The 22,528-nt window shown below is 68.0% G+C and carries 22 protein-coding genes and 1 pseudogene; 14 read left to right on the top strand and 9 right to left on the bottom strand.

Annotated elements, in window-relative coordinates; all coding sequences use genetic code 11:
* Positions 1-273: 273 nt before the first annotated feature.
* Both DPQ64_RS12565 and DPQ64_RS12560 read right to left on the bottom strand, forming a co-directional pair.
* The gene (locus DPQ64_RS12565) at positions 274-1,611 is read right to left on the bottom strand and encodes an aminotransferase family protein (protein ID WP_115864671.1); all 1,338 of its coding nucleotides are present in this window, start codon (positions 1,609-1,611) and stop codon (positions 274-276) included.
* 84 nt (positions 1,612-1,695) lie between these two features.
* The gene (locus tag DPQ64_RS12560; protein ID WP_115864670.1) at positions 1,696-2,742 is read right to left on the bottom strand and encodes a bile acid:sodium symporter; all 1,047 of its coding nucleotides are present in this window, start codon (positions 2,740-2,742) and stop codon (positions 1,696-1,698) included.
* 280 nt (positions 2,743-3,022) lie between these two features.
* On the opposite strand from DPQ64_RS12560, the gene DPQ64_RS12555 reads away from it, so the two are divergent.
* The gene (locus tag DPQ64_RS12555) at positions 3,023-4,480 is read left to right on the top strand and encodes an amidase (protein ID WP_115864669.1); all 1,458 of its coding nucleotides are present in this window, start codon (positions 3,023-3,025) and stop codon (positions 4,478-4,480) included.
* Positions 4,481-4,496: 16 nt separating this feature from the next.
* Here DPQ64_RS12555 and DPQ64_RS19625 read toward each other — a convergent pair.
* Positions 4,497-4,943 (bottom strand): annotated as a pseudogene (locus tag DPQ64_RS19625) (SDR family NAD(P)-dependent oxidoreductase); the annotation flags it as partial.
* Between the two features lie 254 nt (positions 4,944-5,197).
* Here DPQ64_RS19625 and DPQ64_RS12545 point away from each other — a divergent pair.
* The 13 genes from DPQ64_RS12545 (at position 5,198) to DPQ64_RS12490 (ending at position 17,148) form a co-directional block, all read left to right on the top strand.
* Positions 5,198-6,676, top strand: coding sequence for an aldehyde dehydrogenase family protein (locus tag DPQ64_RS12545; protein ID WP_115864667.1), 1,479 nt, complete (start codon positions 5,198-5,200; stop codon positions 6,674-6,676).
* 276 nt (positions 6,677-6,952) lie between these two features.
* Positions 6,953-7,705, top strand: a complete 753-nt coding sequence (locus DPQ64_RS12540) for an SDR family oxidoreductase (RefSeq protein WP_115864666.1) — start codon at positions 6,953-6,955, stop codon at positions 7,703-7,705.
* Between the two features lies 1 nt (position 7,706).
* The gene (locus DPQ64_RS12535) at positions 7,707-9,008 is read left to right on the top strand and encodes an ArgE/DapE family deacylase (RefSeq protein WP_115864665.1); all 1,302 of its coding nucleotides are present in this window, start codon (positions 7,707-7,709) and stop codon (positions 9,006-9,008) included.
* Between the two features lie 25 nt (positions 9,009-9,033).
* Positions 9,034-10,014: a hypothetical protein gene (locus tag DPQ64_RS12530; protein ID WP_115864664.1), complete on the top strand. Its 981-nt coding sequence runs from the start codon at positions 9,034-9,036 to the stop codon at positions 10,012-10,014.
* Entirely contained in the window at positions 10,011-10,790 is a 780-nt protein-coding gene (locus DPQ64_RS12525; RefSeq protein ID WP_115864663.1) for a hypothetical protein, read from the top strand. The genes DPQ64_RS12530 and DPQ64_RS12525 overlap by 4 nt, the downstream gene beginning before the upstream one ends.
* 221 nt (positions 10,791-11,011) lie before the next feature.
* Positions 11,012-12,853, top strand: coding sequence for an aldehyde ferredoxin oxidoreductase family protein (locus DPQ64_RS12520; protein ID WP_198662124.1), 1,842 nt, complete (start codon positions 11,012-11,014; stop codon positions 12,851-12,853).
* Positions 12,854-12,925: 72 nt separating this feature from the next.
* Positions 12,926-13,327 (top strand): DUF6276 family protein, encoded by a 402-nt coding sequence (locus DPQ64_RS12515; RefSeq protein WP_115864661.1) that lies wholly within the window; start codon positions 12,926-12,928, stop codon positions 13,325-13,327.
* 109 nt (positions 13,328-13,436) lie between these two features.
* Entirely contained in the window at positions 13,437-13,652 is a 216-nt protein-coding gene (locus tag DPQ64_RS12510) for a DUF6684 family protein (RefSeq protein ID WP_115864660.1), read from the top strand.
* A 114-nt stretch (positions 13,653-13,766) separates the two neighbouring features.
* A complete protein-coding gene (locus DPQ64_RS18840) occupies positions 13,767-13,943 on the top strand; it encodes a hypothetical protein (protein ID WP_157971694.1) in 177 nt (58 codons plus the stop codon).
* A 390-nt stretch (positions 13,944-14,333) separates the two neighbouring features.
* Positions 14,334-14,825: a TRAM domain-containing protein gene (locus tag DPQ64_RS12505; protein WP_115864659.1), complete on the top strand. Its 492-nt coding sequence runs from the start codon at positions 14,334-14,336 to the stop codon at positions 14,823-14,825.
* Positions 14,826-15,019: 194 nt separating this feature from the next.
* Positions 15,020-15,499 carry a Tfx family DNA-binding protein gene (locus tag DPQ64_RS12500; protein WP_115864658.1) on the top strand — a complete coding sequence of 160 codons (480 nt, stop codon included), beginning with the start codon at positions 15,020-15,022 and terminating at the stop codon, positions 15,497-15,499.
* A 160-nt stretch (positions 15,500-15,659) separates the two neighbouring features.
* Positions 15,660-16,445 carry an SDR family oxidoreductase gene (locus tag DPQ64_RS12495; RefSeq protein WP_115864657.1) on the top strand — a complete coding sequence of 262 codons (786 nt, stop codon included), beginning with the start codon at positions 15,660-15,662 and terminating at the stop codon, positions 16,443-16,445.
* A gap of 1 nt (position 16,446) precedes the next feature.
* Positions 16,447-17,148, top strand: coding sequence for a Dph6-related ATP pyrophosphatase (locus DPQ64_RS12490; RefSeq protein WP_115864656.1), 702 nt, complete (start codon positions 16,447-16,449; stop codon positions 17,146-17,148).
* Between the two features lie 52 nt (positions 17,149-17,200).
* Here DPQ64_RS12490 and DPQ64_RS12485 read toward each other — a convergent pair whose 3' ends face one another.
* From DPQ64_RS12485 to DPQ64_RS12460, 6 genes are all read right to left on the bottom strand, one after another.
* Positions 17,201-17,635, bottom strand: a complete 435-nt coding sequence (locus DPQ64_RS12485) for a chemotaxis protein CheW (RefSeq protein WP_115864655.1) — start codon at positions 17,633-17,635, stop codon at positions 17,201-17,203.
* Positions 17,632-19,944 (bottom strand): methyl-accepting chemotaxis protein, encoded by a 2,313-nt coding sequence (locus DPQ64_RS12480; protein WP_198662123.1) that lies wholly within the window; start codon positions 19,942-19,944, stop codon positions 17,632-17,634. The genes DPQ64_RS12485 and DPQ64_RS12480 overlap by 4 nt, the downstream gene beginning before the upstream one ends.
* A gap of 500 nt (positions 19,945-20,444) precedes the next feature.
* A complete protein-coding gene (locus DPQ64_RS12475; RefSeq protein ID WP_115864653.1) occupies positions 20,445-20,714 on the bottom strand; it encodes a hypothetical protein in 270 nt (89 codons plus the stop codon).
* 52 nt (positions 20,715-20,766) lie between these two features.
* The gene (locus tag DPQ64_RS12470; protein ID WP_157971693.1) at positions 20,767-21,159 is read right to left on the bottom strand and encodes a PIN domain-containing protein; all 393 of its coding nucleotides are present in this window, start codon (positions 21,157-21,159) and stop codon (positions 20,767-20,769) included.
* Positions 21,156-21,407 carry an antitoxin VapB family protein gene (locus DPQ64_RS12465; RefSeq protein WP_115864651.1) on the bottom strand — a complete coding sequence of 84 codons (252 nt, stop codon included), beginning with the start codon at positions 21,405-21,407 and terminating at the stop codon, positions 21,156-21,158. Before DPQ64_RS12465 ends, DPQ64_RS12470 begins: the two co-directional genes overlap by 4 nt.
* Before the next feature lie 41 nt (positions 21,408-21,448).
* Positions 21,449-22,528, bottom strand: coding sequence for a mannose-1-phosphate guanylyltransferase (locus DPQ64_RS12460; protein WP_115864650.1), 1,080 nt, complete (start codon positions 22,526-22,528; stop codon positions 21,449-21,451).

Genomic DNA, 22,528 nt, shown 5'->3' with positions numbered 1-22,528 from the left:
AAAGATACTGGTGACATCGAACGCAGACAAACAATGTGGTTAATTCCCGCTCATTTTTGATTTCTGTTCGATTCGCGCGGTCGCTCGGCAGTCCTACGCGGGGACTGCCTGCCGGCTACTCGCAAGCGACTGGACTGCCGGCCGGCTGCTCGCGCGCGGCCGGTCACGACCGGCCGCGCGCGAGCAGCCACCGCGTGGCGGCCGTCCCACCGCGCGACGGCCACGCAGCAACCGTCCACCGACCGCGCTCGGTTCTCCGTCCACCGACCGCGTTCAGTCCTCCATCGCGGCGTCGGAGACCGACAGCGCGTCGTCGATGTGCGAGACGGCCTCGTCGACGTCGTCCTCGGTGATGGTGAGCGGCGGCGCGATGACGAGCGTGTTGATCATGTTGGCGACGTAGGTGCCGTTCTCGTAGGCGCGCTCGGCGACCTCGTCGACGACCGTCGACCCCTTCGAGATCTTGTCCTCTCGGCGGCCGAACGGCACCCGGCCCTCGCTCGACTTGGTGAGTTCGACGCCGCGGAACAGGCCCACGCCGCGGGTGTCGCCCACGCTCGGATGGTCGTCGGCGAGGTCGTCGAGGCGCTCGCCCAGATACTCGCCCACGTCGGCGGCGTGCTCGACGAGGTTCTGCTCCTGGTACGTCTTCACGGCGGCCAGCCCCGCCGCGCAGGCGACCGGGTGGCCCGAGTACGTGTGGCCGTGACAGAGCATCTCGTCCTCGAAGTGGTCGGCGATCTCGCTCGTGACGATGGTCGCGCCGAGCGGGGCGTACGCGCCGGTCAGGCCCTTCGCCATCGTCATGATGTCGGGCGTGACGCCGAACACGTCGGAGCCGAACCACTCGCCCGTCCGGCCGAATCCGGACATCACCTCGTCGCAGATGAGGAGCGCGCCGTGGTCGTGGGCGATCTCCTTCAGCCGCGGGAGGTACTCCTCGGGCGGGACGAGGATGCCGTTCGAGCCCACGATGGGTTCGACGAGCACGGCGGCGACCGTGTCGCCTTCGAGTTCGAGCATCTCGTCGATGTAGTCCAGACTCTCCATCGGGTCCATGTTCGAGCCGTAGGCGTACGGGTCGGGGGCCTTGATGGTGCCCGGAATCCCGGGCTCGGCCTTCAGCCGCCGGGGGTCGCCGGTGACGCTGATCGAGCCGGCGGTCGCGCCGTGGTACGACCGGTAGCGCGAGAGGATCTTCTGCTTGCCCGTGTAGAAGCGCGCGATCTTGATGGCCGCCTCGACCGCCTCGGTCCCGCTGGTCGAGAAGAACGTCTTCGAGAGGTCGCCCGGCGTCACGTCCGCGAGGAGTTCGCCGAGTTCCGCGCGCGGCTCGGTCGTGAACCCGGGCGCGAAGTACGCCCCGGTCTGGGCCTGCTCGGCCATCGCGTCCGCCACGTCGTCAGCCGAGTGGCCGAGGTTCGAGCACATCAGCTGTCCCGAGAAGTCGATGCGTTCGCTCCCGTCGGCCTCCGTGAACCGGACGCCGTCGGCTTCCACGATCTCGGTCGGCGAGACCTCGCTCTGGTACGACCACGTCCCGAAGACGTACTCCTTGTCGGTCGCTTCGGTCTCCGTCGGGCGGTCGTCTACCGTCTCCTCGTATGCCATATATGGGGACAACTGACACTGCACGAATTAATAAACCTTCCGACCTTCGGGATAATCTTCTTACTCTATCCACGATAGCGGTGATTACTCCGAATTTTGTTCACTACTCCATCGCGACTGGAACGCCTCCGCGACGCCGCCGCTGGCGAGCTGCTGGACCACGTAGAACGCGGTGACGGCGATTGCGGGGCCGGCTCCCGCGCCGAGCGAACCGGCGATTATCAGCCCGATGCCGAGGTTCTTCAGCGTCGAGGAGAAGAAGACGGCCGTCAGTTGTCGTCGCCCCGGGCCGATCGCCTTCCCGCCGGTCGCCTTCCCGCCGACCGCCTTCCCGCCGACCGCCTTCCCGCCGACCGCCTTCCCGCCGACCGCCTTCCCGACCGCCAACACGAGCGCGAGGCCGACGCCCATCACGGCGAGCGCCGCGAGCGCGACCTCGCCGAGGTACGCGACCGACGTTCCGGCCACGTCGCTCGACGCGACGCTGACGTACACCAGCGCCACGATTGCCGCGAGCGACCCGCGTCGGAGGTGTGTCTCGTCGAGCGCGCGCTCCGGGACGGCCCAGTACAGCGCGACGGCCCCGCCGACCACCACGAGGAGCCGCCGGACGACCGGCACCACGTCGAGCGACAGGTCGGCGGTCAGGGTCGCGGAGAGAATGACCGGCGCGACGACCGGTGCCAGCAGGATGGAGACCAGCGCGACCACGGCCGCTAGCCCGGTGTCGCCGTCGCCCAGCCGGGTCCAGACGATGGCGCTGCCCGCGGTCGTCGGCGCGGCCACGGCCACGAGGACGCCGGTCGTCGCGGCGGGCGAGAGGACGACCCGGCCGAGCACCACGGCGACCGCCGGGAGTGCGAGATAGCCGATACTCAGGCTCTCGGCGACTGCCCGCAACGAGGGCGAGGGCCCACCGCCGGTCCGGGCGTCCCGGAGCGACCCGAACACGAGAAAGACCACGATGGGCGTCGTCAGCGGCGCGAGCGCGTCGCCGACCGAGGGGACCGCGACGCCCGCCAGCGCCGCGACTGCGACCAGAATCACCTTGTAGCCGCGCACGAGCGCGCTGGCGAGCGCGTCCGCGACGCGCTCGCCAGCGCGCCGCGCGGCGACGCGACTCCCGTTCACACTGGCCCAACGAGCGAGGAGCTACAACAGTGTACTGATGCCCGCCGACCCGCTGGAAATTTTTCAGCGAGGATTGCCGTTTTCTCCGCTTTCGGTCGCCGATAGCTGTCGGTTCAGCAGCTCGACCCCGCCAGCAGTGCGAGCCCGGGGGAAAGCGCTCGCTCCAGCAGTGCGAGCCCGGGGGAAAGCGCTCGCTCCAGCAGTGCGAGCCCGGGGCGAGAACGCTCGAACGGCGTCCCGAGGACGTAGGTTTATTACTAGCTGTGTCAATCGATACCCCGTGACGAAGGAACTGTGTTTCGAATCCGCGGCCGACCTCGTAGACGACATCCGAAACGGCGTCGTCTCGCCGGTGGCGGTCGTGGACGCGTATCTCGACCGCATCGCCGAGCGCAACGACGAGGTCAACGCCTACGTGACGGTGCTCGGCGAACGAGCCCGCGAGGCGGCCGAGGAAGCCGAGCGGGCGGTCGAGCGCGGCGACGACCTCGGCCCGCTCCACGGTCTCCCGGTCGCCATCAAGGACCTCACCGAGGTCGCGGGCGTCCGGATGACGTTCGGCGCGAAGCCGTTCGAAGACCACGTCGCCGAGCGCGACGCGGCCGTGGTGCGCCGACTGGAGGATGCGGGGGCCATCGTGCTCGGGAAGACCAACACCCCGGAGTTCGGCCTGAAGGTCACGACCGACAACCTGCTCGCGGGACCGACCTCCACCCCGTTCGAGATCGGGAAGAACGCGGGCGGCTCCTCGGGCGGGTCGGCGGCCGCCGTGGCCGACGGGATGGCACCACTCGCGGAGGGGTCCGACGCGGGCGGGTCGGTGCGCATCCCGTCGGCGTTCTGCGGCGTAGTCGGGTTCAAGCCGTCCTACGGCCGCGTGCCGGTGGACAGCCGCCCCGACGCGTTCGGCACCCACACGCCGTTCATCCACGAGGGCGTCCACGCCCGAACGGTCGCCGACGCCGCGCTCGCGCTCGACGTGCTGAGCGGTCCGGACCCATGCGACCCGTTCAGCCTGCCCGACGACGGCACGGACTTCAAGGCGGCGGCCGAGCGCGACGCCACCGACCTCTCGGTCGCGTACACCCCCGACTTCGGCATCTTCCCCATCGACCCCGCGGTGCGCTCGGTGGTCGAGGCCGCGGTCGAGGACCTCCGCTGGGCCGGGCTGTCGGTCGAGGAGGTCGAGGTCGACCTCGGGCACACCCTCGACGAGCTCATCCAGGACACCTCGATGGTCCAGTGGGAGGTGTCGGTCGCCACGCTCGCCGACCGGCTACAGGAGGCGTTCGACCTCGACGTGACGGGCGCGGACAGCGACCAGTTCCCGGACGGGATGGTCGAGATGGCCGAGAACGGTCGCGAGCACAGCGGGGTCGAGTACACCCGCGCGAGCCGGGGCCGGACCGACGTGTTCGACGGCGTGCAGGACGTGTTCGACGAGTACGACATCGTGGTCAGCCCGGTGACGACCGTCCCGCCGTTCGAGAACGGGATGCTCGGCCCGAGCGAGGTGAACGGCGTCGAGGTCGACTCCCGGTCGGGCTGGTTCCTCACGATGGTGTACAACCTCACGGGCCACCCGGCCGCGTCCGTACCGGCGGGGCTGACCGACGACGGCCTGCCCGTGGGGCTGCAGGTCGCCGGCCGGCGGTTCGCGGACGAGGACGTGTTGGCTGCCAGCGCGGCCCTCGAAGCCGTTCGCCCGTGGCGCGACGATTATCCCGGCGCGCCGTGAGCGGCACCCGGACGCCCTTCGGCGAGGCTTCGGCGGCAAGCTGGCGGGTCATCGCCTCGACGGCTCCCTTCGCGGGCGTGTAGTCGGCCGTGGCTCGCCAGCCCACCAGCGCCGCGATGGAGCCCGTGTTCACGATGGCACCGCCGCCCGCGTCGTCCATCCCGGGCAGGACGGCTCGGCAGCCGTTGAACGTCCCCTCGACGTGGACCCGGAACGTCCGTCGGAGGTCCTCGACGGTGATCTCCTCGAAGCGGCCGCCGCTGCCGACGCCCGCGCAATTGACCGCGACGGTGGGGTCGTCACCGCCTTCCTCGGTCGCGACGCGGACCGCCTCGTCGACCACGGCCCGGTCGGACACGTCGCCTTCGAGCAGTCGCCTGCTCTCGACGCGCTCCTCGAACGACGCCCGGCCGTCCGCGGGGTCGGCGTCGAGGTCGAGTCGTCCTGCCCGTCGCCGGTACACCCCGCGAGCGACGCCGCAGCGGCCGCAGTACCGGCGACCCGGAGCACGGGCCGACGACTGACCTCGTCGGCAGACGATCTATCCGATGACATAGCAGCGCCCTTGGTACTTACCCACATAAAGGTTCCCCGAGATCTCCTCGTGGCACAGAAATTTTTCACGTTCAACACGATGTTCTGAAGAACGTTCGAAAAAATGCCGATTCAGCCGGACATCCAAAAGACATAACGTCTCCGCACCGCTCTACACCGAGTATGAGGATTCCTCACAGTGACGTCGACGTACCGACCGACCTGTACGTCGGCGGCGAGTGGTCGCCGGCCGGCGACGGCGGGCGGCTGGAGACGACGAATCCCGCGACCGGCGAGCCGATCACCGAGGTCGCGGCGGCCACGGCCGACGACGTGGACCGCGCGGTCGCGGCAGCGCGCGAGGCGTTCTCGGCGTGGCGCGACACCGACCCGGACGAGCGCGGGCGCATCGTCCGCCGGATCGGCGAACTGGTGCGCGAGCACCGCGAGGAACTGGCCGCCATCGAGAGCCTCGATCAGGGCAAGCCGCTCTCGCAGGCGAAAAGCGACATGGGCGGGGCCGCCCGCTACTTCGAGTACTACGCGGGCGCGGCCGACAAACTCGAAGGGACGAGCGTCCCGGTCGGCCCGGACCAGATCGACTTCACCGTGCGCGAGCCGTACGGCGTGAGCGCCCAGATCACGCCGTGGAACTTCCCGGGTAACCTGTTCGCCCGCGGCGTGGCACCCGCGCTCGTCGCCGGCAACACCGCGGTCGTCAAGCCCGCCGAGCAGACGCCGCTGTCGTCGCTCAAGCTCGCCGAGTTGTGCGCGGAGGCGGGCGTCCCCGACGGCGTCGTCAACGTGGTGAACGGCTTCGGCGACCCCGCGGGAGCCGCGCTCTCGTCCCACGAGGGCGTCGACACCATCACCTTCACCGGGAGCGTGCCGACCGGACAGGCCATCATGAAGCAGGCCGCCGACACGGTCACGCCGGTCACGCTCGAACTCGGCGGGAAGAACCCGGCGCTCGTGTTCCCGGACGCCGACCTCGACGAGGCGGCCACCTGGATCGACCGGGCCATCTTCACGAACGCGGGACAGGTCTGCTCGGCCGCCGACCGCGCCATCGTCCACGAGTCGGTCTACGACGAGATGGTCGAGCGCCTCGTCGCGCGCGCCGAGGACTACGACCTCGGCCCCGGCGCGGAGGACCTCGACATGGGGCCGCTGGCCTCGGCCGAGCAGTACGAGAAGGTCACCAGCTACATCGAGACGGGAGTCGAGGAGGGCGCGACGCTCGCGGCGGGCGGGAATGCGCTCGACCGCGAGGGCTACTTCGTCGAGCCGACCGTCTTCACCGACGTGGACAACGACATGCGCATCGCCCAGGAGGAGATCTTCGGCCCGGTGCTCACCGTCATCCCGTTCGAGACCGAGGCGGAGGCGTTCGAGATCGCCAACGACGTGGACTACGGGCTCACGAGCGGCATCTTCACCAGCGACGTGCGCCGCGCCCACCGCTTCGCGCGCGACGTGCAGGCGGGCAACGTCTACGTGAACAAGTGGTTCGGCGACACGAACCAGACGCCCTTCGGCGGCTACAAGCACAGCGGCATCGGCCGCGAGAAGGGCCTGGAGGCGCTCGACTCGTACCTCCAGACCAAGAACGTCGCCATCAACCTCGCCGAGGGCGAGTCGGACTCGCTCCCCGGCGCGTAATCGGCCGGACACCCCGGGATCTGATCGACCGCGCTCCGCAGTCGCCTGGGGTGTCCCCGGCCATCGCCTTCGGCCGGGCCGTTCCCGACCATCGCCTTCGGCCGGCGCATCCCCATCTAGGACGGCGGGGCTGGCGACGACCCGGCGACTCGACGGTCGCCGGGTCGTCGCCAGCCTCGACTTCGTTCGGACGCCGTTCACTCGCCTACACACTTCTTCGAAAAATTGCGCATAGATTGGCGATAGTTTGATACGGGAGAGAAATAACACTGTGGTATGGGTTTCACCGACAAGACAGCAGTCGTCACGGGAGCGGGCTCCGGGATGGGTCGCGCGACGGCGCACCTGTTCGCCGAGCGCGGCGCGAACGTCGTCGCGGTCGATCTCGACGCCGAGGCGGCCGACGAGACGGTCGACGAACTCGACGACCTCGGCGACGGCGGTACACTCGCCGTCACCGCCGACGTATCCGACGCCGACGACGTCGAAGCGTTCGTCGAGCGCACGGTCGAGGAGTTCGGACAAATCGACGTGCTCCACAACAACGCGGGCATCCCGCAGGAGTCGACCCCGGTCGAGGACGTGACCGAGGAGACGTGGGACACCATTCAGGACGTGAACCTCAAGAGCGCGTTCCTCGGCGCGAAGTTCGCCGTGCCGCACATGCGCGAGCGGGGCGGCGGGGTCGTCCTCAACACCGCGTCGACCGCGGGCATCCGACCCCGGACCGGCCTGTCGGCGTACGCCGCCTCGAAGGGCGGGATGATCACGCTCACCAAGCAGTTGGCCCACGAACTCGCCGAGGACGGCATCCGGGTCAACGCCATCTGTCCGGTCGCGACCGACACCGACATGCTGCCGGACTTCGCGGGCGGCGACCTCAGCGTCCAGGGCATGGCCGACACCATCCCGCTCGGGCGGCTGGCCGAACCGGAGGACATCGCCAACGCCGCGGTGTTCCTCGCCAGCGAGGAGGCCGAGATGATCACGGGCACCGCGCTCGAAGTAGACGGCGGGCGGGACATCTGACATGGCCGAACGCACAGCCGTCTCGAAACAGGAGATCTACGACGCGGTCGAGGCTCGCGAGGACGACATCGTCGAGTTCCTGCGCGAGTTCGTCGCCATCGACACCGAGAACCCGCCGGGCAGGAACTACCGCGAAGGAGCCGAGTTCCTCGGCGAGGCGATGGCCGACCGCGGCTACGACACCGAAACCATCGAGGTGCCAGACGATGTCGTGGCCGAGCACTACCCCGACCGGACCGACCACGAGCGGGTGAACGTGCTCGGTCGGAAGTCGGGCGATGCCGACAGCGAGGGCGAGCGAGACGACGACGGCCCGCACGTCCACTTCACGGGCCACTTCGACGTGGTGCCCGCGGGCGAGGACTGGACGTACGACCCGTACGACCCGGTGGTCGAGGACGGCCGCCTCTACGGCCGCGGCTCGAGCGACATGAAGTCCGGCATCGCGGCCAGCCTGTTCGCCGTCGACGCGCTCGAAGCCGCGGGCGTCGACCTGCGCGGGTCGGTCACCCAGAGCATGACCGTCGACGAGGAGACCGGCGGGTTCACCGGCCTCGGCCACCTCGTCGACGAGGGATACATCTCGCCGGAGAACACCGACTACTGCGTCTACACCGAGTGCTTCGACTCCTCGCGTATCTGTCTTGGCCACCGTGGCGTGCTCAAGTTCCACGTCACCGCGCGCGGCGAGAAGGCCCACGGCTGTATGGCCCACGACGGCGCGAACGCGGTGATGGCGATGAACGACTTCCTCACCCGCGTCGGCGAGTACGAAGACGAACTCCACGAGCGCACGACCGACCTGCCGGTCACTCCGGCCGAGTCCCGCAACGCCGACATCTCGGCGACGATGGTCGACGCGGGCTACTCCGAGAACGTCATCCCCGACCGCTGTCGCGCGACGTTCTACCGCGTGCTCGTCCCGGGCGAGACTGTCGAGTCGGCCCGCGAGGAGATCCGGGACCTGATGGACGCGGCCGAAAGTGCGACCGGCCACGGCTTCGACTACGAGGAGATCATGTTCGCCGAACCCGCGAGCGTCCCCGAGGACTGCGAGGTCGGCCGGGCGTACACCGACAACATCCTCGACTTCTACGACGAGACCGATCCCGTGGTCTCGCCCGGGTCGGACGACCAGCGCTTCGTGGTCAACGACGCCGGCATCGAGGAGTGCATCGTCTACGGGCCGGGACTGCTGGACCAGGCCCACGTCGTCGACGAGTACGTGCCCATCGAGGAGGTCGTCACCGCGGCGAAGGTGATGGCCGCCTCGACCGCCGACCTGATGGGGGTGACCGAATGACGACCGACCCGCTGGGGGTGACGGGATGACGGCAACCGACTCGGGCCCGAATTCGGGCTCGGACTCGCCGTCGGGAACTCCGGCCGAGCGCCTTCCCGACCCCGAACAGGTCGTTTCCCGCGCGGAGGAAGCCACCGCGGACGGCGACGTGAACCTCGTCGTCGCGGGCGCTGTCGACCCCGAGACCGTCGAGCGCACGGACGATGGCTACGTCGGCGAGTCCGCCGGAGCCGTCGGGCGTCTCGCCGCCGCGGTCGAGGCCTGCGAGACTGTCGCGGAGACTGGCGGCGCTGCCGCCGACGTGGCGCTCCACTACCCGGAACCGGCGTTCACTGCCGACGGTCCGTGGCTCGTCCTCGCACCGCTCGGAGGGTTCGCCTCGACCGTCACGAAGGGCACCGGCCGGGCCGAGGTCACGGTCGAGTACGACGCGCGCTCGGACCACACCCTCGACGGCCTCGACGAGCGCGTGTCGGCGCTGACCGAGGCGCTCGCGCCCCACCACGACCACTATCCGGTGGAGTCCGACGACCGGGGCACGTTCACCACGGGGCTGACAACGTTCGCGCTCGACTCGCTGTCGGTCGACGGGGACCTCACCGCGACGTTCGACGTGTCGACGACCCCCGCGACCAGCCCGAGCGCGGTCGAAGCTCGCCTCGCGGACGTTGCAGATTCCGCCGATCTCGACGCTCGCGACGCCAGCGACGGCGTCGCTGGCGTCGCGAGCGTCGAGTCGGTCGACTTCGAGACGGTGACGGGCGTCGAGCGCGCCGCGCCCTCGGCGAATTTCCGCGAGGCAGTCGAGGCGGCCCACCGCGAGGTCCGCGGGGACTGCGAGTACGAATGGCTTCCCCAGCCCGGCGTCTTCGCCGAGATTCCCGGCGCGGAGAAGCTGGCGCTCGGCACGGGGACGCCCGGCGCGCAGGAGTTCTCCGCCGAGCAGCACCGGACCTGCGTCGACCTGCTGGCGTCGACGCTGTCGAGGCTGGAGGTGGTCGCGTGAGAACCGTCGCCAGCCCCGTCGAGGGGACGGAGGTCCGCGTCGAGCCCAAGCAGTCGCCGGGAATCGAGGTCAACGGCGTGCCCGCGACCGTCGACTACGTCGGGAAGGCCGACGTGCGGGTCGACCTCGTGGACGAGACGCGCTCGGACCTCGTGGACGGGACGCGCTCGTTCGTGGTCGAGCACGTGCTCGGGGTGCTCGGCCTCCGGGGCGTGACGGCTGCGAACGTGGTCGGGACCCGAGAGGAATGGGACTTCGCCCGGCCCGAGCACCGCTTCTGCTACGCCGCCGAGATGGACCCGGGCAACGTCGTGGGTCACGCCGCAGGCCTGCCGAACCCCGCGCTCGCCGAGGCGCTCGGCGAAGCCGACCTCGCGGCGGGCGATTCGCAGCCCCGCCAGACCGTGACCGAACCGGTGACTCACGCCGCGAACGGCGGCGAGATCGAGCTCCGGCCCCGCGAACACGGCGCGGGCGTCCGGTTCGACGTGACGTACGGCGACGCGACCATCGAGGCGGAGGTCGACCCGCGCGCGGACAACGACGAGGAGCTGATCGAGTCGGTGATGGACTCGAAGACGCCGTATCTCAGCCCGAGCGAGGAGGAGGCGGTCACCCACTCCATCGTGGATCTGGTCTCGGACGTCGCGGTCGTCGGCGGGTTCGACGACCTCGTGGTCGAGGCCGAACTGGCCGACGCGTACCACGAGCTGACGATAGGTGCGTCGTGCAAGGCCCACGAGAACGGGCTGGTCGAGCGGCGGCGGGAGTCGTAACCTCGAAACGTTCCGAAACTCCGCGCTCGGGTTCGCGATGCCCTCGCCGCCGAGGTCTGGAACGCTGATTAATGTTTGTGCGGACTCCGTCTCGGAACGATTCTGTTCAACGACACCGAATTATTTTCGTAGATTTTCGGAGACGCAGAGAATCTTATAGAACGCGACTCGAAGCGACGCTAAACTTTTATGGCGCTGCCCGACCATCCCCTTGCCAACGAATGACGGCCGATCTCCCGAGCGTGTACGGCGGCGACGTGCTTCACGTGGACCTCGACGCTGGCGAGCACCGGATCGAGTCGCTGGACTCCAAGACCGCGCGGCGATTCCTCGGCGGCAACGGGCTGGCCGCGAAACTGGTCCGCGACCACGTGCCGACCGACGCGGACCCGTTCGACCCGGAGAACGTGGCGGTGTTCGCGGTCGGCCCGATGACCGCCACTCCGTTCCAGAGCACCAGCCGCGGCGTCGTCGGGTTCGTCAGCCCGATGACCGACGGTTTCTTCGACAGCACGTTCGGCGGCACGTTCCCCGCCGCCCAGAAGTCGACGGGGTTCGACGCCATCGTGCTCCACGGAGAAGCCGACGAAACGGTGTACGTCCGCGTCGACGAAGATGGCGCGAGCCTCGAACCCGCCGGAGAGCTGTCGGGGAAGGGCACGTACGATACCTGCGCGGAAATCCGCGAGCGCGAGGGGCAGGGGTACGACACCCACGTCGTCGCGGCCGGCCCCGCCGGTGAGAATCGGGTGCGGTACGCCTGCCTGCTCCACGACTCGGAGCGCCGCGAGGGCGTCGCTGGCCGGGGCGGTAGCGGGGCCGTCCTGGGGTCGAAGAACGTCAAGGCCGTCGCGGTCCGCGAGGGCGACTTCCAAGCCGAGCCCGAGAACGAAGGCGAACTCCGCGACCTCGCGACCGGCCGGATGGGCGAACTCATGCAGGAGACCGAGATGCTCCAGACCCACGGGACCGCCGGGCTCGTCAACCCCGTCAACGAGATGGGGAAGCTCGGCCGCCGGAATCTCCAGTCCGAGCAGTCCGGTGAGGCGGAGGCCGAGGCGGTCAGCGGCGAGCGCATCAAGGAGGAGTTCGTGGTCGAGGACACGACCTGCACGGCCTGCCCGGTCGCCTGCGGCAAGCACGTCACCGTCGAGTCCGAGGGCATCACGGAAGGAAAAATTCCGGAGTTCGAGAGCCTCTACGCCACGTCGACGATGCAGGAGGTGTTCGACGTCAAGCGCGTGATGAAGGCCAACGATCTCTGTGACCGGCTCGGGATGGACACCATCAGCTTCGGGGTGACCGTCGCGTTCGCCCGCGAGTGCTACGAACGCGGCCTCGTTCCGGACGAGGCGTCCCCGCATCTGGAGTTCGGCGACGCGGACGGGCTGGTCGACCTCGCCGAGCAGATCGCCCACCGCGAGGACTTCGGCGACGACCTCGCGGAGGGGTCGTTCCGGCTCGCGGCCGACGTGGGCGACGGCGCGGACGAACTCCTCTACGGCGTGAAGGGCCTCGAAATCGCGGCCCACTCGGCGCGCGGGCTGAAGGGGATGAGCATCGGCTACGCCACCGCGACTCGCGGCGGCTCGCACCACGACACCCGGCCCACGCTCCAGTATCAGGGCGAGCACGACGAGACCACCGAGGGAACCCCGGAGTTCGCCGCGCGCTCCCAGCACTTCACGGCGCTGGGCGACTCGCTCACCCAGTGTCGGTTCGTCAGCGAGGGCGGGTGGGGCAAGTACGTCAACGACCGCTACCGCGACGCCATCAACGCCGCCACCGACTGGGACCTCACGACCGAGGAGGTCGAGGAGATCGGCGAGCGCGTGTACAACCTTGAACGGCTCATCAACGTCGAGCGCGGGGTCGCCTCGGCCGAGACGGACACGCTTCCCCACCGCGTCCAGCACGAGGCCATCCCGGACGGTCCCGCCGAGGGGATGTACTGTCCGCCCGAGGAACTCGACGAGATGCTCGAGCGCTACTACGAGTTCCGCGGCTGGGACGCCGCTGGCGAACCCACGAGCGAGACGCTCGACAGGCTGGAACTCGCGTAGCGTCTCGGCGCTTCGCCTCGACTGCACCCCGTTTTCGCCCACGTTTTTCACCGCTCCGACCCAACCGCGGGTATGACCTGTCCCGACTGCGGCGGCGACCAACTCGCGTTCCGCGTCCCCGCGGACCTGCGCGACCACCTGCCCGAGGCATCCGCCGCGGTGGCGATCTGCACGCGGTGTCTCGCCATCGACCCCGTCGAGGAGTCGGACGTTCCCGAGGGGCCGCCCGACTTTTCGGCCATCAGCGACGCCTTCCCCAGCGGCGACGCGGGCGTGGCGATGGCGCTGGCGGTCGGGCTGCTCGACTCGCTGGCGCTGTACCGCGCGGAGCTGTCGGCCCTGCTGGAGCGCGTCGAGCGTGCGGGGTCCGATCCGTTGCTGGTGCTGGACCGGCTGGCCGCCAACTCCGGCGTCGACCCCCACTTCGACGTCGACCGGCGACGGACGCAGGCCGAGCAGTTGCTGTACGGCTGAGAGGACGATACTCGCTGAGTAGCTGGGCCGGGCCGGTCGGCGGCGCGCGCCGACCGGCCCGGCCCAGCCAGTGGCGTTAACTCGCTGGACGCCGTCCGTTGCATCCGTCATGGCCGACTCCCTCTTCGACCGCGAGACCCTGCTCGACATCTCGGTCAACATCATCCCGATGGTCATCATCCTCTTTTTCACGCTGTTCCTCCTGTTTTTCTCGCCGTTCCCGGACTACCCGTTCGCACAGGTCGTCGCCATCGGACTGCACGTCGTCCCGTTCGTCCTGCTCGGGCTACTCACCTACGTCGCGGCGACGGTCATCGAACGCTGACCGACTGCATACCGGCCCGAAGAGCCCAGTGAGGTCCACGCGGCCGCAGTCCGTCAGTTTCACTTTCGCTCCGGACGGCTCACCTTCTTACCCTCGCACCGACAGGTAACGAGTATGAACGCTCGATTCGCTCGCGCGGAACGCCCGGCTGACGGCGACGACCGCACCGTACTCGACGTGTCCGGCGTCGAGACCGACCGCGTGGACGAGTACGTCGGCGAGTGGCTCGCGGACGCCGAGGTGTACTTCGAGCGCAAGGGCGGCAAGACGTTCCTCGTCGCCGGGGAGTGAAGCCGTCGCTCGCAACTCGATCAACAGCCGAGCGGACGCGACCGGCCGACGGTCCACCGGGGGCGCGCTGGTGAATCGTCCACCGGTCGCGCGCCGGTGGCCTTTCCACTGGGGGCGCGCTGGTGGATCGTCCACCGGTCGCGCGCTGGTGAACCGTCCACCGAGAGCGCACCAGCAGTTCTCCCGCGAGCGAGGCGGCGGCGCTCTGCGCCGTCGCCGAGCGAGCGGCCCAAGCGAGGACCAGAGCGAACGCAGTGAGGGGCGGGACGAGCGCAGGTTTTTGATCAACCTCTTGCCAGCGAGGCCGCGGCGAGCCGACGGCTCGCCGGGGCCGAGCGCAGCAAAAGGTTGTACGTAAACGTTTAGGCCAGTCGGCGAGTAGCCTCGGTCATGCCGGACTGTCCACTGGCCGACGAGTGCCCGAGTTTTCAGGAACGGATCGAGGGGATGGGCTGTCAGCACTACGGCGACCGCGGGGGAGCCGAGTGGTGCAACCACTACAGCCAGCCCATCTCGGAGCTCAAGACCGCGCCGGTCCAGCCGGGCGAGGAGGTCGTGGTGGACGTCGAGGACATCCACGAGAGCGGTGCCGGCGTCGGCCGCACGGAGGACGGCTTCATCGTGATGGTCGACGGCGTGCTCCCGGACGCCCGCGCGAAGGTGAAGATCACGAACGTCCACGGCAACCACGCGCAGGCCGACGAACTCGAACGCCTGCCCATGGACGACGAGAAGGAGTCGGCGACCGACGCCGACGGCGAGTCGGAGGAGGCCGACGGCGAGGCCGACGACGCCGAGGCGGCCGACGACGACGCCGACCAGAGCGACAAAGACGACCGCGGACCGCGCCTCGGAAGCCGCGACAACTTCTGGGGTAGCTGAACCCGGCCCTCACCGGGCCGACGGGGTGGACAGTCCCAACAGCGTTCGTCGCCGCACAATAGCGTTCGTCGCCGCGGGTTTTTTCGGGTGGCGTGCGTACACTGGTCCATGAGGCGAATCTACCGCGCTCCGGTCGATGGTCCACCGGAACGACAGCGCCCCCGGGCCTCGCCCGCCGGACGGGGGGGTCGACCGTGAGCGACGACCACGACGTGGACGAGATCCTCGACCGGACGGGGTTCGACGCCGAGACGAACGTGCTGACTCGGCGACAGGCGGAGGTGCTGGTCCTGCGCGAGCGCGGCGTCGCGCAGGCCGACATCGCCGACCGACTCGGCACCTCCCGCGCGAACGTCTCCAGCGTGGAGGCCAGCGCTCGCGAGAACGTCCGGAAGGCCCGCGAGACGGTGGCGTTCTCCGAGGCACTCCGGGCGCCGGTGCAGGTGACCGTCGAGGTTGGGACCGACCTCTACGACGTGCCGACGCGGGTGTACGACGCCTGCGACGAGGCCGGCGTGAAGGTCAACCACGCCGCGCCGGAGCTGATGAAGCGCGTGAGCGACGCGGCCGGGGACGCGGTGTCGGGCCGGGAGGTCCAAGAGGACCTGCTCGTCGGCGTGACGACCTCGGGCGAGGTGACGGTGCGGACTTCGAGAGAGTCACACACGGAGTAGCGTTCCGTCCAGAGTACGGGTCTACGTCTCGCGTGTTCCGCAGCCATTCTCCCGATATTCGTTATCTCGACAATAACCGTCGGTAGCCGACTGGCCGAAGTTCTCCCGCAGATCATCCGCCACCCCGAGAACTTTTAGCTCGGACTCCGAACCGGTGAGCATGGACCTCGGAATAGCGGGCAACGCAGCACTGGTAACGGCGAGTTCGAGCGGGCTCGGCCGGGCGTCGGCGAAGGCGCTCGCGGCCGAAGGCGCGAACGTCGCCATCTGCGCGCGAGGCGAGGAGAAGCTACAGGACGCGAAGGAAGAGATCGACGCGGCGGGCGACGGTGACGTGGTCGCGGTGCCAACCGACATCACCGACCCCGACGAGATCGAGGCGCTGGTCGATGCCACCGTCGAGGAGTTCGGCGGGCTGGACCACATCGTCACCTCGGCGGGCGGACCACCCAGCGGGAGCTTCCTCGACACCACCGAGCGCGACTGGTACGAGGCGTACGACCTGCTGGTGATGAGCGTCGTGAGACTCACGAAGGCCGCCCACCCGCACCTCGTCGAGAGCGACGCCGGCAGCATCGTGAACGTGACCTCGACCAGCGTGCGCGAGGCCATCGACGGTCTGGTGCTCTCGAACGCGGTCCGGCGCGGCGTCGTCGGCCTGATGAAGACCCAAGCTCGCGAGTGGGCACCCGAGGTGCGGGCCAACGCGGTGCTGCCCGGCGCGCACGAGACGCCACGCATCCAGGAACTCGTGGAGGCGTCGGTCGAGCGCGGTGAGTACGACAGCTACGACGAGGGGCTGGCAGACTGGTCGGCCGACATCCCGCTCGACCGCGTGGGCCAGCCCAGCGAGTTCGGTGACGCCGTCGCCTTCCTCTCCAGTGAGCGCGCCAGCTTCGTCAACGGCGTCGCGATGCCGGTGGACGGCGGGCGGCTCCGGAGCTGACGTGGCGGGGACGGCCGACGGCGACTCGCCGCCCACGGTGCTCTCGTGGAGCGGCGGGAAGGACGCCAGCTACGCGCTCCGGGAACTGATCGAGTCCGGCAACGAGCCAGTCGAACTACTCACGACAGTTTCGGCGGACACCGGCCGGTCGAGCATGCACGGCGTCCGTCGGGCCCTCTACGAGCGACAGGCCGCGGCGCTCGACCTGCCGATCCGGTTCGTCGAAATTCCGGACGACGCCTCGAACGACGAGTACGAGTCAGCGATGGCCGAGGCGACCGCCGAGTACGAGCAGCGAGGAGTCCAGCGCATCGCGTTCGCCGACCTCTATCTCGAAGACGTGCGGGCCTACCGCGAGGAGCGCCTCGCCGACACAGGAGTCGAGGGGCACTGGCCCATCTGGGGCCGGGACACAGGGACGGTCGCCCGGGAGTTCGCGGACGCCTTCGAGGCCATCGTGGTCGCGGTTGACGGCGAGGCGCTGGACGCCTCGTTCGCGGGTCGCCGCCTCGACGCCGACTTCCTCGCGGACCTGCCCCAGGGCGTCGACCCCTGCGGCGAGGACGGCGAGTTCCACACGTTCGTCTCTGACGGGCCGATCTTCGACCGCGCCGTGGCGGTCGAGTGCGGCGAGCGGGTCACGAAGCAAGTCGGCCCCGACGACACCCCCGTCCATTATTGGGACCTGCTTCTCCAAGCCTGACTCGCGGAGACCGGTGCGTCTAACTCCCCCGAAAAGAACGAGCTTCGTGTCCTCACTGCGCCCCGAGCACCTCGTCGGGTTCGATCCAGACGACGTGGTCTCCGTCAGCGAACACGCCCTTCACCGAGCCGCTGGCGACCGTGTCGTCGAGCGCGTCGGTGGCTACGCGGCGAACCTGATACACTTTGTCGACGAGCCACCCGACCGCCTCCTCGGCTTCGAGGACGACGACCTTACTCTTCGAGCTGTCGGTGTCGAAGTCGAGCAGTTTCGTCGGGTCCACTATCGCCGTGGTCTCGCCGCGCAGGTCCATGACGCCCTCGACGTGCGCCGGGGTGTCCGGCATCGGCGTGACCCCGCCCGTCCGGACGACCTCGACCACGCACTCGATGCGCATGCAGCACCGCTGGGAGCCGAGCGCGAACTCGAGTACGGTGAGGGCCTCGGTCCTGTCGTCGGCTCCGGTGTCGGTCTCTCTCGCGCTCATCGGTCTCCCTCCGTCCATTCGAAGCCGTTTCCGTCGGCGGTCAGTCTATGGCCGCTAGAGTCGCCCGCTGCGGGCGCGACGTCGTCCTCGTCGACGGATACCTCGAACTTCCCGAGGAGCGAGTCGAGTTCCTGGGACTTCTCCGAGAGGCTCTCGACCTCGGTAGTGACCTGGCTCAGCGAGGCGGTCTGCTCTTCGGCGGCCGCAGAGACGGTCTGGGCCTCAGCGGAGGTCTCCTCGCTGATGCTCGCCACTTCGCTCGCCATCGAGACGATCTCCTCGGTCGAGGTGGCCTGGTCCTCTGTCGCCTCGTTGATCTCCTGGACGCCCTCGTTGGCCTCCTCCACGTCCGCGACCACCTCGTCGAGCGTCCCGAGGCCTTCGTCGATGGTCTCCATGCCGGCGTCGACGCGCTCGCGCATCTCCTGCATGTCCTCGACCGTTTCGGAGGTCGAGTCCTGAACTTGCTCGATGAGGTCGCCGATCTCTTGGGTGGCGTCGCGGGTGTCCTCGGCGAGATCTTTGACCTCGTTGGCGACGACCGCGAAGCCCTCGCCCGCTTCGCCCGCCCGGGCGGCCTCGATGGAGGCGTTGAGTGCGAGGACGTTGGTCTGCTCGGCGATTCTATCGATCATCTCCACGATGTCGCCGATCTGGGCCATCTCGTCGTCCAACTGCTCGACGGTTTCGACAGTCTCGACCGTGGTCTCCTCGATGCGGTCCATCTCGTCCATCGCCTCGTCCGAGAGTTCCCGGCCCGTGGCACCCTTTTCCGCCGCCTGGTCGGACAGGGTGGCAACCTGATTGGCCGACGCCGCGATCTCCTCGATGGTGGCCGAGAGGGTGCTCATCTCGTTCGTGACCTCGTCTACGTGGTCGGCCTGCTCGACCGCGCCTGCAGAGATGTCCTCGATGGACTCGGCGACCTCCTGGCTCGCGTTCTCGACCTCCTCGGCCCCGCTGCTCGCCTCTTCGCTGGTGTTGGCAACGTCTACCGAGAAGTCCTTGATCTGCGTGATGGTCTGCTCGATGTCGGCGATCATGTCGTTGAACTGTTGGGCGATCTGCTCCATCGCCTCGCTCCGGCTCTCGGGGTCCATCCGCTGGGTCAGGTCGCCCGCGGCCGCCGCTTCCATGACGCCACCGAACTCGTGGGCCTTCTGTTCGAGCGCGGCGTTGAGCGCCTCGGCTTCGGCCTGCGCCTCTTGGGCCTCGGCTTGCGCTTGTTCGATGTCTGTGATGAGCGCTTCGAGATCGTGGTGCATCGCATCGAGCGACTCGCCGAACTCCCCGGGCACCTCCTCGTCCAGCACCGGGTCATCGAAATGCTGGTCGGCCAGCGCGTCGGCCTGATTCGCGGCCGTGTTGAGGTAGGACTTCATCGACCCGAACGCGGTCGTCACCTCGCCGACCTCGTCGATGCGGTCGGTCTCGTCGATCTCCACCCCGAGGTCGCCAGCCGCGATGGCGTTGGCCTTCTCCGCGAGGTCGTCGAGCGCGTTGACAGTGTTGCGACCGATGGTCGCGCCCAGCACGACGAATCCCAGCACGAACATCCCGAGCAGCATCAGGATGTCGTTCCGAACCGTCGATTTGAGGGCGTACGCGTTCGACTGCGGGACGTGCATTAGGAGGACCCAATCGGTGCCCTCTATCGGTGCGACCGCCATGATGTGTTTCCGGTCCATGACGCCCTTCATCGGGCCCATGTCCATCGTCTCGGTCTTCCCGTCGAGCCCTTTCTTCAGCGCCATCGAGTCGGCCTTGCCGTACTCTGTGAGGATGGCCGATTTGTCCGACGCGACGACGACGGTCCCATCGGCGTTGACGACCACGGTCTTGGTCCCCTCGATGGATTGCTTGAAGTGGTTCGCCCGGGCGGCCGTGTCGACGGTCAGCAGGATTGCGGCGTCCCTCCCCTCGACCGGGGTGGCGAACGCGGTGACCTTGCTCCCACCGAGACTGAACGGCTCGGAGACCGCGGTCGTCCCGTTCTCGCCGAACGCCAGCGACCCTTCTGCCCACTCGACGCTGCTCTCTTCCAGCGACATGCCGACCGCGCTATCGTCCGTGCTGTGGACCACTTCTCCGGTCGAGCGGTCGACGTAGTGTAACGCGTGGGCCGCCTCCGGGAGTTCCCCGAACTGCTCGTCGAGTTCCCGGTCGATTTCGCCGCCCGACCCGCTTCGGAACGCTTCGTTCTCACCGAGCGCGGCGGTGAGCCGCTTCTGCTCGGCTATCCACTCGGATAGCTGGTCGGCCTCCAGAGCGGCGAGCGATTCGAGCTCGTTGTGTTTTTCGTGCGTCAACTCTGCAGACACTTCTTGCTGTATCCATAAACTGACGCCTGCAGTGGCGACGAGCATCACGAGCAACACTGCCCCGAACTTCCGAAGGTAGCTTTTCCTGATGGAATTAGGTAATAATTGTTGGAACTTCACATCCCGATATCTCAGAACCTATTTATAGTCATTAGGGTCGAATTATCACTGTTAATATGCTATAATCGGCCGCGAGAATTTTGGTCATTGGCAGTAGTACCACAAGACATCTTCGCGATTTAATTATAGAATGCAAGATGTAAATAACATCTTACACCTACCTGCCCGACCTCCATTACAATTAATTCTACAGTACGGACACTCGATTCTTTCCGCCCGCTTCATCTCCTTGACGACTCTCAGTTGTCACTTCCGAGTTATCAGCACCTGACTGCCCTCCGTTCAGCAGCCGGTCGTGGCTCCGCCGATGGAGGAGTATCACTTCGTCCACGGATTCTCGATGGCCGGACGACCACCGCCGTTCGCAGTCAAGACTCGATCTTCTCGACGATCTTCGTCGCCTGCTCGCGGGCCTTCTCCTCACCGACGTTCTTCTTGATCAACACGCTCTGGACCAGCCAGTCGTCGTCGCCCACCCGGTCGCCGGTCCGGACTTCGGCTCCTTCCGAGACGTCCCGAGCGGCGTTGGCGGCCCAGTCGGGCGTCCGGATCTCGTCGAACTCGTCCGGGTCGCGGAACCGGACGTGGATGAATTCGTCGCCCGTTTCGACGGTCTGGACGTCTGGCGCGTCGGCCATGCGTCGAGGTTCGACGTTCCGAGTGAAAACCTGAACGGCCGTCAGTAGTCGATTAGAGGTACTCCTCGACTTCGAGAACCTGCTGGCGAGACGGATGCGTGTGGTCACGGTCACTCGTGACGAGCGGTGCACCTAACTCCCGAGATACTCCTGCGGCGAGAGCGTCGACCGCCGACAGGTACGGGCCTTGATCGTCGGTTTCATCCGCTATCTCTGTAGCGTGTTCCGCGGTTTCTTCACTAACAGGATACGTTTCGACCCATTCGAGATTCTGTCGGCTCTGCCGGAGTGAACTTTGCTCGCCGTACACTCCCCCGAGTAGAAATTCGACGTACACCGGGACCGGAACCACGAACTCCTCGTCACTGTGGTCTAACAGATACTCCTTCGTAGCGGGGTGCCCATCTTCGTAGTCCATCAGAAACGAACTGTCGAGGACTTTCACTCGTCATCCCCCTGCTTGGCGATTTCTTCAATCCGCTCGGCACTCTCGCGCTCCCCTCGGTCGTGAATCTCCTCGACTACCTTGCGCTGGTTCGTATCTTTCCACGCACCAAATCCAGCGAGGAGGTCACGGTCGTCGTCGAGCAGACGGTCAACGACGTCGTCGAAACTCTCTCCCTCGCGTCGGCGTACTTTCAGCCGTTCGTAGCTCTCCTCGCTGATTCGGACGTGCTTGTCGGTAGTGCCCATACTGGATGTAAACGCCCGAGTTAACATCAAACTTTGGCACGTTAAAACCGGTCCTGCTCGCGCAGTTCTGCCACCACCTCGCGCACGCGCTGGGCGTCGTCCTTCGGTGCGACCAGCACCCTGTCGCCGTAGGACGCGACGACCAACCCTTCGACACCGACGACGCTGACGTGGGTGTTCTCGTCGGCGGCGACGACGTTGTCCGCGGCGTCGATGGCGAGCGCGTCCCCGAAGATCGCGTTGCCGTCCGCGTCGCTTTCGACGACGCGCTCCATCGCGTCCCACGATCCCACGTCGTCCCACTCGAAGTCGGCCAGCACGACGTACGCCTCGTCGGCCCGCTCCAGCACCGCGTAGTCGACGCTCACCGACTCGACCTCGCGGAACCCGCGCTCGGGGTCGCCCTCCTCCAGCGCCGCGACCAGCGGGGCGAGCGGTGAGTCCTGAGCCTCCCGGAGCAGTGCTTCGGGCGTCCACGCGAACAGGCCGGCGTTCCAGTAGAAGCCCTCCTCGACGAACCGGCGGGCGGTCGACTCGTCTGGTTTCTCCCGGAACTGCTCGATTCGGGCGTATTCGCCGTCGTTCTCGCCCGGTCGCGGTTCGATGTAGCCGTACCCCGTCGCGGGTCTGGTCGGCTCCACGCCGAACGTTACCAACCCCTCCGTTTCGACTGCGGCGCGGACCGCGGTGCGGGCCGTCGTTTCGAAGTCGCCCGCGACGAGGTGGTCGCTCGGGACGCAGAGCAGCACGCACTCGCCGATCTCCGTTCGTGCGCGGTGGGCGGCGTACGCCAGCGCAGGCCCGGTGTCTTTTGCCTCGGGTTCCACGAGCACGTCCGCCTCCGGGACCGCCTCGGCCACCCTGTCGGCGTGTTCCGCGGCGGTCGAGACGTAGATTTCGTCGGCGAAGCCCACGCGCTCGACGGTGTCCCGAAGGAGCGAACTTCTTTCCTCGGTATCGTCGCCGGCGTCGCTCTCGCCGAACGAGAGGAACTGCTTGGGCCGGTCGGCCCTGCTCGCGGGATAGAGCCGGGTTCCGGTCCCGCCGGCCATCACGACCGCGACGAGCGGGCAGTTCGGCTCGTTCGAACCGGGTCGCCATCCGGCGTCGTCGCCCGCCAT

Source organism: Halorussus litoreus (genome assembly GCF_003382685.1).
GTDB classification, from domain to species: domain Archaea; phylum Halobacteriota; class Halobacteria; order Halobacteriales; family Haladaptataceae; genus Halorussus; species Halorussus litoreus.
Note: the sequence above shows the minus strand (reverse complement) of the source record. Positions and strands in the feature narration are given on the sequence as shown.